At 69.9% G+C, this 14,502-nt stretch carries 9 protein-coding genes and 1 pseudogene; 2 read left to right on the top strand and 8 right to left on the bottom strand.

Annotated features, from left to right (window positions below; translation table 11 throughout):
• The first annotated feature begins 17 nt into the window (after nt 1–17).
• Nucleotides 18–927, top strand: a pseudogene (locus tag BA895_RS23060) (IS5 family transposase).
• Between the two features lie 10 nt (nt 928–937).
• Here BA895_RS23060 and pulA read toward each other — a convergent pair.
• Together pulA and BA895_RS08635 are read right to left on the bottom strand one after the other, a co-directional pair.
• The gene (pulA, locus tag BA895_RS08630; protein ID WP_070191502.1) at nt 938–6,751 is read right to left on the bottom strand and encodes a pullulanase-type alpha-1,6-glucosidase; all 5,814 of its coding nucleotides are present in this window, start codon (nt 6,749–6,751) and stop codon (nt 938–940) included.
• 166 nt (nt 6,752–6,917) lie between these two features.
• The gene (locus BA895_RS08635) at nt 6,918–8,045 is read right to left on the bottom strand and encodes a MerR family transcriptional regulator (RefSeq protein WP_175442281.1); all 1,128 of its coding nucleotides are present in this window, start codon (nt 8,043–8,045) and stop codon (nt 6,918–6,920) included.
• A gap of 179 nt (nt 8,046–8,224) precedes the next feature.
• Here BA895_RS08635 and BA895_RS08640 point away from each other — a divergent pair, with 179 nt between their 5' ends.
• On the top strand, nt 8,225–8,509 hold the full coding sequence (locus BA895_RS08640) for a WhiB family transcriptional regulator (protein ID WP_070191504.1): 285 nt from the start codon (nt 8,225–8,227) through the stop codon (nt 8,507–8,509).
• A gap of 258 nt (nt 8,510–8,767) precedes the next feature.
• Here the strand turns inward: BA895_RS08640 and BA895_RS08645 are convergent, their stop codons facing one another.
• The 6 genes from BA895_RS08645 to BA895_RS08670 all read right to left on the bottom strand — a co-directional run bounded on the left by BA895_RS08645 (nt 8,768) and on the right by BA895_RS08670 (nt 14,422).
• Nucleotides 8,768–9,319, bottom strand: coding sequence for a YbaK/EbsC family protein (locus BA895_RS08645; RefSeq protein WP_070191505.1), 552 nt, complete (start codon nt 9,317–9,319; stop codon nt 8,768–8,770).
• Nucleotides 9,320–9,397: 78 nt separating this feature from the next.
• Nucleotides 9,398–10,465 carry a nitronate monooxygenase gene (locus BA895_RS08650; protein ID WP_070191506.1) on the bottom strand — a complete coding sequence of 356 codons (1,068 nt, stop codon included), beginning with the start codon at nt 10,463–10,465 and terminating at the stop codon, nt 9,398–9,400.
• Between the two features lie 97 nt (nt 10,466–10,562).
• Nucleotides 10,563–10,958 carry a VOC family protein gene (locus tag BA895_RS08655; protein ID WP_139142579.1) on the bottom strand — a complete coding sequence of 132 codons (396 nt, stop codon included), beginning with the start codon at nt 10,956–10,958 and terminating at the stop codon, nt 10,563–10,565.
• Between the two features lie 23 nt (nt 10,959–10,981).
• Entirely contained in the window at nt 10,982–12,664 is a 1,683-nt protein-coding gene (locus BA895_RS08660) for an ABC-F family ATP-binding cassette domain-containing protein (RefSeq protein ID WP_070191592.1), read from the bottom strand.
• Nucleotides 12,665–12,743: 79 nt separating this feature from the next.
• Nucleotides 12,744–13,400 carry a hypothetical protein gene (locus BA895_RS08665; protein WP_070191593.1) on the bottom strand — a complete coding sequence of 219 codons (657 nt, stop codon included), beginning with the start codon at nt 13,398–13,400 and terminating at the stop codon, nt 12,744–12,746.
• 80 nt (nt 13,401–13,480) lie between these two features.
• A complete protein-coding gene (locus BA895_RS08670) occupies nt 13,481–14,422 on the bottom strand; it encodes a tRNA pseudouridine(38-40) synthase TruA (protein ID WP_083283144.1) in 942 nt (313 codons plus the stop codon).
• Nucleotides 14,423–14,502 lie beyond the last annotated feature (80 nt).

The raw sequence follows: 14,502 nt of genomic DNA on the forward strand, positions 1-14,502 counted from the left end.
CGGGAATGGTGGCACTCATGCTTCGTGATGGTGTGATCAGTGACGAGCTGTGGGATCTGCTCAAGCCCGTGATGCCGCAGGATGCCGGGCGTCGCGGGCGCCCGTGGAATGACCACCGCAAAACGCTGGAGGGGATCGCCTGGCGGTTCCGCACGGGTTCGCCGTGGCGTGATCTGCCGGATGTGTTTGGCCCCTATCAGTCTGTGTGGCAACGACATCGGCTGTGGTCCACAGACGGGACCTACGGGCGGATGCTGGCAGTGGTGAGTGAACAGTCTGGGCTCGGCCCCGAGGAAGTCGAGGCGATCCTGTCGATCGACTCGACCGTGGTGCGCGCACATCAGCACGCTGCAGGTGCACGCCGGGACTCGGTCGCCACCGACCCCACTCAGGACACAGGGGGCAGGATCGAGTTACAAGAAATCTGGGGTCGTGCCCGGGGAACCGCCTGATCATGCGCTGGGTCGCTCTCGCGGCGGGTTGACCACGAAGGTGCACGCACTCTCGGACGCGAGCTGCACGCCGGTCCTGGCGTTACTGACCGCAGGTCAGGCCGGGGACAACCCGATGCTCGCCCCACTGGTCCAGGCCCTCACCCAGAGCGGGCACGACCTGGACTTCCGGCTCTTGGCGGACAAGGCCTACTCACACCCGAGCACGCGAACCTACCTGCGCAAGAGGCGGATCAAGCACACCATCCCCGAACGCAGCGACCAGATCGCTTACCGCAAAAGCAAGGGATCCAAGGGCGGGCGGCCACCCGCGTTCGACGCCGAGGCCTACAAACTCCGCAACACCGTCGAGCGCTCCTTCAACCGGTTCAAGCAATGGCGCGGACTGGCCACCCGCTACGACAAGTACGCAGTCACCTACCTCGGTGGAGTCCTGCTCGGACTCATCGTCCTCACCCACCGAGCCAAGACTTAGCAGACACGCCCTAGTTGCCTTCCACGAAGACCGCCACGGTGCGCGCCGGCACCGTGACGCTCGAGCTCGCGTCGTCGTACGACGAGGTCTTGACCACTGCATCTGCGCCGCTCGCCTGAACCGAGCTGAGGGTCAGCGGGCCCGAGAGCCCGTCGACCTTCTGGGTGACGGCCTGCGGGGTGGCGTTGAAGACCACCACGACGCCGCGCAGCGACGGATCGACGTCGGGGCCCACCGTGTCGTCGATGTGCATCACAACCACGCCGGGGTGGGCATCGCTCGTGCCGGATGCCGGGAACGAGACCTTCGCGTTGATCGCTGCCGCCGTGCCGAGCCGGAACAGCGGCGAGCTGAACCGCAACCGCAGCAGGTCCTGGCTCATCGCACTCGCCATCTGCACGTCACCGGCCGACGGCTTGAGGGCCGGGTTGGCCAACAGGGGCAACATGTACGGCCACTTGGCGGAGTTCTGCTCCTCCGGCGGCAGTCCGTGGCCGAAGCCGTTGTCGGCGCCGGTCCAGTCGAGCCGGTTGAACCAGTCGCCGCTGTCGTAGGAGTCACGGTTCAGCGACTTGCTGCGCAGCAGGTCGGCTCCGGCGTGCCAGAACGACGGTGTCTGCGAGAGCGCAGTCGTGGCCAGCGACAGGGTGTTCATGCGCACCCGGTCGCTCATCGAGGTCGCCACGGGAAGCTTGTAGGTGAGCGAGTCGAAGAGCGTCTCGTTGTCGTGGGCGTCGACGTAGCTGACCACCTCGTCGGGCTGGTCGGCGTAACCGGCCGGCTGGCCGTTGTAGTCGACCTGGGTGCCGGTGACGACCTCACCGCTGCCCTGGCTGCGGAAGCTGAACGAGCGGAGGTTGCCCGCCAGCCCGAGCTGCACCAGGTCGGTGTCGTGGGCCAGCCGTTTCGCGGCATCGGCGTTGACCGGGTCACCGGCCGCGTTCATCGCACCGTTGTCGTCGGTCGACTCCCCGGAGCCGTACCCCTGCACGCGGGGGTCCTCGTCGAACGGCCCACCGCCGCGCACAGCGTCGCGGAGCCGGTCGCTGAAGGTGCCGATGCCGGTGCCGCCGAGCTGGCCCTGCGTGGCCTGGGTGAACAGGGCGTTGTTCGCAACCTCGCCGAAGTTCCAGCCCTCGCCGTAGAGGTACACCGACTTTCCGTCGACTCCGTCCTTCTTGAGGGTCAGCCGGTCGAGGGCAGCGCGCACCGCGAGCATGTTGGCCTTGCTGGCGTGGCCCATCAGGTCGAAGCGGAAGCCGTCGACGCGGTAGTTCCGGGCCCACGACACCACCGAGTCGACCATCATCTTCTGGCCCATCGCGTGCTCGGTGGCGACGTTCTGGCAGCAGGTCGAGGTCTCGACCGCGCCGGTCGCGTTGAGACGGTGGTAGTAGCCGGGCACGACCTGGTCGAGCACCGACTTGTCGTCCTGGCCGGAGGCGGCGGTGTGGTTGAACACCTGGTCGAGCACGACCCGCAGACCGTCCTGGTGCAGCGACCCCACCATGGTGCGGAACTCGGCGACCCGGGACCCGCCGTCGGCTGCTTTGGCGCTCGAGGCGTACGAACCGTCGGGCACGCTCCAGTGGTAGGGGTCATAGCCCCAGTTGAAGGCGTCGTTGCTCGCCACCGCACTGATGCACTTCTGCTGCTCGGTGCTGTCAGGGGCGTACGAGGCGAGATCGCAGTCGGGAGTCTGCTGCTTGGCCGGGTTCTCCTCGATCGAGGCGATGTCGAAGCTGGGCAGCAGGTGAACCGTGTTCAGGCCGGCCTTGGCCAGCGACTTCAGGTGCGCCCGCCCGTCGCCGTTCTCAGCGAAGGCGAGGTAGCTGCCGCGCACCTTGGCGGGAACCTTCGCATCACTCATCGAGTAGTCGCGGATGTGCAGCTCGTAGATGGTCGAGTCGACCGACTGAGCGAGGGCCGGAGCCGGGGTGCTCTTCCACACCGAGGGCACGTAGGCGGCATCCTTGAGGTCGACGGCCACCGACTTGGTGGAGTTCAGAGTCAGGGCAACGGAGTTCGGGTCGGTGACCCGGTTGCGTTCGACCTTGCCGGTGGTCGGGGCGTACACCTTCAGGTCGTAGAGGTAACGGGCGTTCTTCGTTGCGCCCGGCCGGGTCACCGACCAGGAACCGTCGCTGGATCGCTTCATCGGGGTGCGGGTCGCGAAGCTGCTCGCGTGAGAGCCGGCGGGCCAGGTGAGCAGGTCGACCGTCTGTGCCGTCGGTGCCCACAGCCGGAAGCCGACCTTGCCACCGGAGAAGGTCACACCGTAGGAGCCCTGAGCGGCCTTGGCGGCATACAGGCTGTCGAGCGCGATCGCGGTCTGGGCCCCGCTGGCGTCGAGCAGGCTGCCGGCGTCGTCGAAGAGCCCGACGGCCACCTGCCCCTTCAGGATCTGGCCCATCGACCGGGCCGTCTTGCGGTCGACGCGTAGCGCCACGTAGCCCGTGAGCTCGGGGTGCTCGGCGACGAGGGATGCCGGCAGGCCGGCCGGGTCACGGGTCAGGGTGGCGACCGAGCCTCCCGTCACGGCTTCGGCGTCGAGGCCGAGGCCACCCTTGGCCGACCACTGGAGGCGCCACGTCAACGTTCGCACGTCGACACCCGCCGGGATGCCGCTGGCCGGCCAGGCCACGAGGTTCTTCGAGACGATGTAGGCCTTGGCCTTGCTGAGGTCGGGCGCTGCGCCCGCCTTGGAGGTCTTCACGGTCACCTCATGGGTGGAGAGACGGTAGCTGATGGTCGTGAGCACCCCTGCCGCCGGGACGGTGAAGGCCACGTTGTCGGCAGGGTAGGACTCGTCGAAGGACAGCCCATGGGCGACCTTGAACTCGTAGCTGCCCGCTGGGATCTGGTCGCTGCTCCACACGTAGGTGCCATCGCCGTCAGGGTCCTGCAGCCACGAGCGCATGCACTCGGGCTGCCAGTCGCCCGCACAGCCGAGCTCGCTCTGAAAGCTACCGGGAGCGGTGAGGATGGGGTTCTGCACGTCACTGGTCACCCAGTGTGTGCGGTGGTCGTAGTAGAAGGTGACCGGCGAACCGGTGGCGGTGTAGGCGATGTTCGCCCCGCCGGATGTGCCGCCGACGCCGTAGCTCTCGTCCCAGCTCTTGTTGATCGCGGCCTTGTACTCGTAGTCACCGGCCGGGATCGGGTAGGTGCCCTTCCAGATGTCGTCCTTCACGTCGCGGACCAGCTGGGCCTGCGTGCAGTCGGGCTGCCAGTCGGCGGAGCACCCCATCTCGGAGTTGTGGGTGCCCGGCACGGAGACGTTGTCGGGCTGCACCACCGGGCCGGTCGGCGTGCCGCCGTCACCACCCCCGGCGGTGGTCGGCTCGCCGACGACGCCGTAGGTGGACGTGGCCGAGACGCGTCCGAAGGCGTCCTTGGCGACCATCCGGTACTCGACGATCGAGTTCTTGGCCAGACCGCTGACGTCATGGAACACGCGGTAGGGCGCGTTGTCGTCGGTGCCTATCGGCGTCCAGGCGCTGGTGCCGGCCGTGCGATAGAGGAAGGTCACCTCACTGAAGGCGTTGGCCGGAACGGCCGCGCGGATCTCGGCCCGTCCGCCGACGACCGACCCGGCGCTCGGCGTCACGGGGTAGACCGCGCTGGCCGGGCCCCGGTTCATCGTGGCGTAGGCGCGGTAGGCGCGAACGGTGAGTGGCGGAACGGTCACCGTGACCCGGCCGGTGCCGTCGGTGACCAGCGGCTTGCCGCCGCCGAGGATCGGGATGAGGAAGTCGTCGTCGGCGTAGGTCGAGAACGTCGCCGTCTTCGGGGTCGTGGCGTTGTTGGCGACCACGACGTACTCACGCTTGGCGGCCTTGTCGATGCGTGAGAAGGCGTAGATGCCGGCGCTGTCGGAGGCGTAGCGGTGCACCTGGGCGCCGTCGGAGAGCGCCGGGTACTTCGTGCGCAGGGCCGAAAGAGCCTTGATCTGGCGGTAGAGCGGTGCGCTGGTGTCGTAGTGCTCGCCGGTGCCTGCCGGCGCGCTGCTGCCGACGATCGGGTCAGCGGCGTACGAGGGCGTGCGGGTGGCGAACATGTCCTGACGGGCGGCCTTGTCGCCGCCGGAACCGGTGAAGCCCTGCTCGTCGCCGTAGTAGACGACCGGCTGCCCACGGCTGAGGAACATCAGCGACGTGGCGAGCTGGTCGCGCCTCAGCAGCTCGTCGCCGGCGTAGCCGGCGCCCTTCAGCATCATGGCGACCCGGCCCATGTCGTGGTTGCCGAGGAAGGTCGGTAGCTCGTAGGCGTTGGAGTCGGTGTCGGTGTAGTAGTCGTCGCCGGCGAACAGGTCGCGCACCCCGGTGGTGGCCTTGCTCTGGGCGAACCCGAGCGCGGCCCCCTGGAAGCCGAAGTCGAGGGTTGCCGGCAGCTTTCCGGCCGTCGTGAACGTGCTGGTGTAGGCGGGGTTGCCGTCGTAGACCTCACCGAACATGAAGAAGTTCTTGCGGCCGATCGCCTGGGCGTGGTTCAGGATCTCGGGCCCGAACGTCTGCCAGAACTGGAGGTTGACGTGCTTGACGGTGTCGATGCGGAAGCCGTCGATGCCGAAGTCGACCCACTGCTTGTAGATCTCGCCCATGCCCTTGACGACCTCGGGCCGCTCGGTGAACAGGTCGTCGAGCCCGACGAAGTCGCCGTATGTCGAGCTCTCGCCGGCGAAGGTCGAGTCGCCGCGGTTGTGGTACATGGTCGGGTCGTTGAGCCAGGCCGGCACCTTGACTTCTCTGTCGGCCGCGGTGGGGAACACCGGCCGGTACGGGAAGGAGGTGTTCGCGTCGAGCGCCGGGAATGCCGACGTGCCCGCGACGGCAGCGTCGTCGAACACGTTGCCAGCGGCATCCTGGTAGGGCTTGGTCTCCTTCGAGACGTAGCCGTGCTGACCGCCCTGGTAGTCGATGACATCGGCGGTGTGGTTGGTGATGATGTCGAAGTAGACCTTCATGCCTTTGGCGTGCGCCGCGTCGATGAGCGACCTCATCTCGGCGTTGCTGCCCAGGTGCGGGTCGATCTGGGTGAAGTCGGTGATCCAGTAGCCGTGATAGCCGGCGCTGGCGTCGGACCCGACACCCTGGACCGGGCGGTTCTTGAACGAAGGCGTGAGCCAGATGGCGGTCGTGCCCAGGCCCTTGATGTAGTCGAGCTTCTGCTGAACGCCCTTGAGGTCTCCCCCATGGTAGAAACCGCTGTCGGTGGGGTCGAAGCCCGTCTCGAGTCGGCTGCCGGTGAGGCCGCCCTCGTCATTGGCGGTGTCGCCGTTGGCGAACCGGTCGGCCATCAGGAAGTAGAAGCGTTCGCGGGTGGCGCCGGTGCGCAGCGAGGGAGCGGCGAGCCTGCGGTCGGCGGCCGTGGCTGGGCCAGGCTGGTCGACGGGGAGGTCGGTCGGCTCGACCGTGATCGCATGGGTCTTGTCGTCGTAGCCGAACCGCAACGTCGCGGCGGCCGGGAGCACCAGGGCGTAGTTGCCGCCTGCCTTGCCGTAGCTCTCGTCCCAGGAATGGTCGATGGCGACCTTGAACTCGTAGGAGCCCGCGGGCAGCGCGAAGGTCGCCGTGTAGGCGGTCGTTCCTGGCGCCAGTGTCAGGTCGGTCGCCGCGCAGTCGGGCTGCCAGTCGTCGGAACAGCCCAGCTCGTTCTGGAGCGAGCCCGCGATGGTCGCCGTGCGAGGAGCGTCGGCGGCCACCATCGCCGCTGCCGCCCCGGCGCTGGGCGCGACGACGACCGGAACAGTGAGGACGGCACCGGCGAGGGCTGCGACCAGAGCCGGCACCCCGGTGGCGGAGAAGATGGATCGGCGACGCATGCGGCACTCCTTCGTGACGGGCCGTGCGGACGCTCCCGATCTCGGGTCCCGACGACAACGCGAAACCTAGCGAAGACCCACGACAACACGCCAGAGGTGGCTGCAAAATCTTTCAAACCAATTGACGATCCTTGCGGGCGGGCGGACGGGCCGCCCCGTCGTCAGGCTAGGAACCCTCGGGACCTGAGCGATCGGACACGGCTGCATCGGTCGCATCGGCGCCGTTCGCGGCTACCAGCACCCGCACGGCCGAGGCGAAGTCGGCGACGCGGCTCAGCGTGACGTGCGGGTTGCGGTGGTCGACGTGCTCGGGCCAGCCCGGCCCGCCGATGACCACCGCCAAGGGCCAGTCGACCGTCTGGAGACCGTCCCAGAGCGGCTCTCGGTGTCGCCGCGCCAGCGACGCCCACAGGAAGAGCACCCGGGGCCTGGTCTGGACGAGGGCGTCGATGAGCGACTCGGTCGGCAACCGGGGGCCGAGGAACAAGGTGGCGACCGACTGCCCGGCGAGCCCGGCCTCGAGCGCGAGCAACGGCAGGTGGTGCAGCTCGTTGTCGGCGTTGGCGAGCACGACGGGGGGCCCGACCACCCGGAGCCGCTGAGCGCGCGAGACCCCACGGAGCTCGCTCTGCAGCAGCTCACTCGCCAGGTGCTCGACCTCGATTCCCACCCCTCCATCGGCCCAGAGCTCGCCGATGCGGCTCAGGGCCGGAACGAAGATCTCACTCCACGCCTCGGCCACCGAGTGCTGACGCAGACTCTGCCGGTAGAGCGTGGACAACCCCTGCCCGTCGAGGGCCGTGGCGGTGGAGACGATCGAGTCGATCATGCGCACCCCGGGCGACGTGCTGCCGGCGGCGCTCGTTGCAGGCTGCGCCCGCGTCGGCCGCGTCGGCCGCGTCGGCCCTTCCGTCGAGTCCGCCGGTGCGACGGACGGCGGAACCGTCTCTGCATCGTTGCGAAGAGGCCCGGAGCCGGTCACTGAACCCTGGAGCCGTTGGGCCACCGCGTCGTCGTCCATCTCGTCGAGCGCGAGGGCGGCCGCTTGGGCCGGGATGCCATGAGCCGTCAGTCGCGCCATGAGCATCACCCGGCGGATGTCGCTCTCGGAGTAGCGCCGATGCCGCCCGTCGGTGCGGCTGGTGGGCCCGATGCCGTGTCGGCGGTCCCAGGAGCGCAGCGTGGAGGCGGACACCCCCAGCCTCTCGGCCACCGCGCCGACCGGCCAGGCGAGCTCTGGAAGTGCGGCACGTCGGCGGGGGCTGCGCTGCGGCGCCGGCTCCTCATCACTCATCAACCACATCCAGTGTCGGGTTCAGCCGCGTGGCGACCGCTTCGGCCGCTCGCCAACGGGCGTGATCTTGGCGACATTTCAATCATAGGCGGGTCTGAACTCTTGTGCGTTGCGTAATTTCTGCGTAAGTTTGCCATCACGCCACACCGGCGTCCCCACTCAGTGCAACCGGAGGAACCATGAGCACCGTCACCCGCCTCCCCCGCCCCATCCTCGACAACTACGCCTGGCAGCAGAAGGGCCTCTGCCGGGGGCGCGACGTCGAGCAGTTCTTCACCGACGACCCCGACCAGGGTCGTCGGGCTCGCAACGACCAGACCGAGGCGGCCAAGGCGGTGTGCGCCGCGTGCCCGGTGGTCGCCCGTTGCCTGCAGCACGCCCTCAGCGTTCCGGAGCCCTTCGGCATCTGGGGCGGCACCACGGCGCCCGAACGCGCCAGGATGCTGTGGAGCGTCGCCGGCTGACCACAGCCAAACCGCACCGCCCGCGTGCCGCAGCGAGCAGGGCGATCAGGGGCTCCCCACACCCTCAGATCGCCCTGCTGGCCCGGCTCGTTCCAGGACTCCTCTCAGACAGCCCCGGCCGGATCGCTGCCCCCTCCGGCCGGGGCTGTCGCCTGCCTCGCCCTGCGCGGCCTTGACCTCCCCGCCTCGCCCTTGCCGCCTTGTCCTCCCCGCCTTGTCCTCGCCCCGCCCCGGACCTCGCCGGCCAGACAGGCTGGGTCAGCGGCCCTCGGGACGAACCGCCAGTGCCAGCGTGGCCGCGTTCGGCAGAGCGGCCAGCACCGCTCCGTCGACGAGCAGCTTGGCCCCTCGCAGGCCCGCGCCGACGACGACCGGCCCGGCGGCGACGACCGCCTCGTCGACCAGCACCGGCCAGTCCGGTGGCAGTCCGATGGGCGTGATGGCGCCGCTCTGCATGCCGGTGAGCTGTTCGACCCGGCCCTGGTCGGCGAACGAGATCTTGCGGGCACCCAGATGAAGGCGCACCACCCGGTTGATGTCGGCGCGATCGGTCGCCAGCACGAGCACGGCGGCGATCGTGGAGACCTCGCCGCGCCGGGCCTCGACGACGACACAGTTCGCGGAGGCGTCCGGCGACACGTCGTAGGCGGAGCAGAAGGCTGCCGTGTCGGCCAGACCCGGGTCGATCGCCGCCACGCGCACGGCGTCGGGGTCAGGCAGCCCCGCCAGCGCTAGAGCCACCGACGGCGTCAGCAGCCCGGAGTGGTCGGCAGGGGGCAGCCAGGTCAGGTTTCCTTCAGCGCTGGGCACGAGCCAACCGTATGCCGCCGACCACGACGACAGCAGACGGCACCCGGGTCAGTCCCTGTGCCACGCACCGTCGCAGGGTCAGCGACCCGTCAGCGACCGCGCGATGTGGGCCACCACGGTGGCGGCCGGAACGGCGGTGGCCTCTCGCCAGCCGGTACCCGCCCACAGTGCGAGCAGCTCGGGCTCGTCGGTGGCGGCCGCGGCCCGACGCAGCGGCACGGTCACGTGATGCACCTCGGGGTAGGCCGCCGGCGCCAACGGGCCGTAACGGAGAACGAAGTCGGTCGTCAGGGCCCGCGCCCACCGCCCGGAGAACGCCCGAGTCACGGTGGTGGTGGTGAGCGCAGGGTCGGCGAGCGCCCGGCGATAGGCCAGGCTCGTGCCCGCCTCCGGCGTGAGCAGGAAGGCGGTGCCGAGCTGCACGGCATCCGCCCCCGCTGCGACCATGGCCGCAGCGCCCTCGGCGGTGGCAATGCCTCCGGCCGCGATCAGCGGCAGCTGCGTCAAGGGCCGCACCGCCGCTACGAGCTCGGCCAGGCTGGCGACGGCGGGGCGCTTGGCCGGGTCGAGCGTTCCCCGGTGGCCGCCGGCATCCGGTCCTTGCAGGCAGAGCGCGTCTGCACCGGCCGAGATGGCGGCGGTCGCCTCGTCGTGGTCGGTCACCGTCACCACGGTCTCGATGCCCGCCCGGGAGAGCTCGGAGAACACGGCGGCGCCGGGGAGGCCGAAGGTGAACGACACCACCGGCACGCGCTCACGTACCACGAGGTCGAGCTGACGCTCCCAGGCGTCGGGCATGCCCACGCCGGGCTCTGCCAGCTCGACCCCCCGCTGAGCGGCCTCACCGGCGAGCGCGTCACGGTAGAGCGCCACAGCCTGGGCCCGGTCGTGACCCGAGAGACCGCGCGGACGATCGGGCAGGTAGGTGTTCGCGTGGTCGGGCACGAAGAGGTTGACCCCGAAGGGTCGAGAGCTGGCGTCCCACACGTCGGCGATCTGGCGGGCGAGACTCTCAGCCGTGAGGTAGCCACCGGCCAGGAAGCCGAGCCCACCGGCCTCCCCCACCGCCGCCACGAGCTCGGCCGTCGACGGGCCACCCGCCATGGGGGCGGCAACCACGGGCACGGCGAGCTCGGCGATGACCATCCGTCGACGCTACTCCTCCACCCTGCCGCGCACCCTGACTGCACAACGGTGCCAGCAGTCGGATGCCGTGGAGTCTCCCGGTGGGCGAGGGTCGTGGCTACGTCGCGCGGCGGCCGACGAACAGCTCGAGGGCGACGCCGTCGGGGTCGGTGAAGCTGACCGCCACCCCGTAGTCGGCCTCCACCGGGCCGGAGTGCTCGATCCCGAGCCCGTCGAGGTGACGCACCCACGTCGCGAGCTCGTCGCGGTCGGCCACGGCGAACCCGATGTGGTCGAGCCCAGCGGCAGTCGGGTCGAAGCCCGCGCCCGCCCGGTCGTGCTCGGTCAGCCCGAGGTTGGTGCCTCCCGGCAGCGCGATGACCTGCCTCCGGAACGAGCCGTCGTTCATGCTCGCAACCGGCGGCAACCCCCAGAGCGCCGTGTAGAACGGCACGCTGACGGAGAGGTCGGCGACGGTGAGGGCGACGTGGTCGAAACCGGTGATGGTGGGCACCGCCCCAGTCTCACCCACGGGGGTCACCGCGCGCGAACGACCCTGCCCTCGTCCCAGACCGGTTCGGTCGACTCGTAGACCTTTCCGTCGGCACCGAACACGACATAGCGGTCGAAGCTACGGGCGAACCAGCGGTCGTGGGTGACGGCGACGACGGTGCCGTCGAACCGCTCGAGCCCCTCCTCGAGGGCCTCGGCCGACTGAAGGTCGAGGTTGTCGGTGGGCTCGTCGAGAAGCAGCATGGTGGCTCCCGACAGCTCGAGCAGCAGGATCTGGAACCGGGCCTGCTGCCCGCCCGAGAGCGACTCGAAGGTCTGCTCCCCCGACCGGGCCAGCTCGTAGCGGTCGAGCGCCTTGGCGGCCTCCTCGCGAGGCTTGCCGTCGCGGTGCTCGTCTCCGCGGTGCAGCACCTCGAGAAGCGTGCGCCCCGTCAGGGTCGGGTGCTCGTGCGTCTGGGCGAACCAGCCGGGTCGCACCCGCGAACCGAGTCGCACCAGACCCGAGTGCTCGACCGGGTCGGGACGCACGTCACCGACCGGCTGGTGCTCGCGGTCGGGGTCGGTGCCCCCACTGGCGAGCAGGCGCAGGAAGTGTGACTTGCCCGAACCGTTGCTGCCCAGGATGGCCAGCCGTTCGCCGTACCAGACCTCGAGGTCGAACGGCTTCATCAGGCCCGTCAGCTCCAGGCCGGTCGCGATGACGGCCCGTTTGGCCGTGCGGCCGCCGCTGAGACGCATTGTGACCTTCTGGGTCGTCGGCGTCTCCTCGGGAGGGCCCACCTCGACGAACTTCGCGAGGCGGGTCTGAGCCGCCTGGTAGCGCGAGGCCATGCCGTCGTTGTACTTCGCCTTCACCTTGAGCATCTGCACGAGCGCCTTGATCTTGACGTGCTCCTCGTCCCACCGTCGGCGCAGCTCTTCGAGCCGGCTGTTGCGGTCGTCACGGGCCTGGGCGTAGGTGGCGAAGCGGCCGGGGTGCACCCAGAGGTTGGCTCCGGCGCCGCCCGGCTCGAGGGTGGCCACCCTGGTGGCCACGCGGTCGAGCAGCTCGCGGTCATGGCTGATGAACAGCACCGTCTTGGGCGAGGCGACGAGCGCCTCCTCGAGCCAGCGCTTGGTCGGCACGTCGAGGTAGTTGTCGGGCTCGTCGAGCAGCAGCACCTCCTCCGGGCCGCGGAGCAGCGCCTCGAGCACGAGACGTTTCTGCTCGCCGCCCGACAGCGTCGTCACCTTCCGCCACTGCGCCTGGTCGTAGGGGATCCCGAACGCGGCCATGGTCACCTTGTCCCAGAGCGTCTCCTGCTCGTAGCCGCCAGCCTCGCCCCATTCGACGAGGGCGTGCGCGTAGCCCATCTGGTCGGCCTCGGAGTCGCGCTCCATCATGTTCGCCTCGGTGCGGTCGATCTCCTCGGCGGCCGCTCGGATGCGGGCCGGCGACACCGACACCAGCAGGTCGCGAACCGTCGACTCGTCGCGCAGCCGGCCGACGAACTGGCGCATCACCCCGAGCCCGCCCGATCGGGTGACGGCGCCCTCATGCGCGGCGAGGTCGCCTGCCACGATGCGGGTGAGGGTGGTCTTGCCGGTGCCGTTGGGGCCGATCAGTGCCACTTTGGCGCCGTCGCCGACGCGCAGCGAGACGTCGTTGAGCAGCGGCCGCCCGTCGGGGAGGCTGAACGAGACGGAGTTGATGTCGAGGTGTCCCACGAAGGTCAAGCCTGACGCATGCGCAGGGGGCGCGTCACGCGGTTAAACCCTGGCCGGGAGCCCAGCCCGCCGATCGTGGTCACAACCACTTCCACGAGTCGGTGATCTCACCGAAGGCGCGCAGCGCACTCGCCGCGTCGTCCTGCGACGAGCTGAGGGTCAGCAGGTAGACCTTCCCGTCGCGCGCCATCGCGTACGAGCGAGCGGTGATGCGCACACCCTTCTGCTCGAACTTGGTGGTGAACCCCTTGGCGGTGACCCCTGCGATCTGCACGTCATCGGCGTCACCGACCTCGCGGTCGGCGCTCGCCATCTGGCTACGGCCCTTGTCGAGCTCCTTCTCGACCACGGCGGCGTCGCCGGACGTCGTGATGATGACCAGGTTGTTGCTGAACTTGGACACCTTCTTCGAGGAGAGCAGCACGAGGTCGAGACCGCTGATGCCCGTGCCGGCCTGGTCGGTCGCCTCGCCCCAGCCGGCGGGCGCGGTGACCCGGTAGGACCCGCTCCGGCTCGTGACCTCACCGCCGGGCAGCGTGGTGCCAGCATCGGTTCCAGCGCTCGGGGTGGGGCCGGCCGCGGCGGTGGTCGTCGTCGTGGTCGTCGTGGTGGTCGTCGGCTGGCTCGACGACGAGCCGCCGTCACTGCTGGGCTGCTCGCCGGTGCCGCAGCCGGCGAGAACCAGAGCGGCGGTGAGCAGCGCGGCCCGGACGAACCGTGCGGGGCGAGGGGTCATGGCGATGATCAAACCACAGCAAGGCCCTCGCCCGACCCACGGTCGCAAGGGGTCGCCGAGGCCGAGCGATGGCTGAAGGCCTACGCGAGCTCGCTCACGTGTCGGCGAACCCGCGTCAGGCGGCTTCGCTCAGCGACCTCGCTGTCGGCCGGGTAGAGCACCTCATCGAGAACCAGGCCGAGAGCCGGCACCACGAGGGCGCCTCCACCCAACCCGCCTCCCGGGCCACCCCGCTGCCTCTCACGCTGCAGCCCGGCGGGCCAGTCGGGGTCACGCAGCCCCTCCCCCACCCGCACGACCGCCCCGACGAGCGAGCGCACCATCGAGTGGCAGAACGCGTCAGCTCGCACCGTGGCCTCCAACACCCCGTCGGTCCGGCGCTCCCACGAGAACTCGACCAGCGTGCGAATCGTCGTGGCCCCCTCACGCCGCTTGCAGAAGGCGGCGAAGTCACCGAGCCCCTCCAGCGACCGGGCCGCGTGGTTCATCGAGTCGACGTCGAGCCGGCGGCGCCACCAGACCGTGTCACGTCGGCGCAGGGGGTCACGGACGGCATCGGGGTCGGCGAGCCGGTACCGGTACCGACGCTCGAGCGCCGAGAAGCGGGCGTCGAAGCCGACCGGAGCCCGGGTGACCTCGTACACGACCAGGTCGTGCTTGAGGATGCCGCGGAGCCGGGTCGCGAGCGCCGCCTCGGGCGCTCGGTCGGACCGGCCCGGCAGGGTCGCGAGCGCCGACTCCGGCACGTCGACGTGGGCGACCTGGCCCTTGGCGTGCACCCCGGCATCGGTGCGACCGGCGACCGTCAGGCGCACGGGGCGAGGCTGACGCAGCACGGTCGTCAACGCGGCGCTGAGGTCTCCGTACACCGTGCGGAGTCTGGGCTGCGGGGCCCAGCCCGCGAAGTCGGTTCCGTCGTAGGCAAGGTCGAGGCGCAGCCGAACGAACGCGCCCGGTGACGGCTGCAGAGGTGAGACAGCCGACAGGGACCCGGCGTTCACATCGGGCGAGGGCAGCGGCATCCGGCTATTGTGCCCGGTCGTCCCCGTTCACTCGTCAGAGGGCGCCGGTCAACCGGCCGACCCGTTCGGCCGTCTTGGTA

The organism is Humibacillus sp. DSM 29435 (assembly GCF_001758225.1).
Taxonomy (GTDB): Bacteria; Actinomycetota; Actinomycetes; order Actinomycetales; family Dermatophilaceae; genus DSM-29435.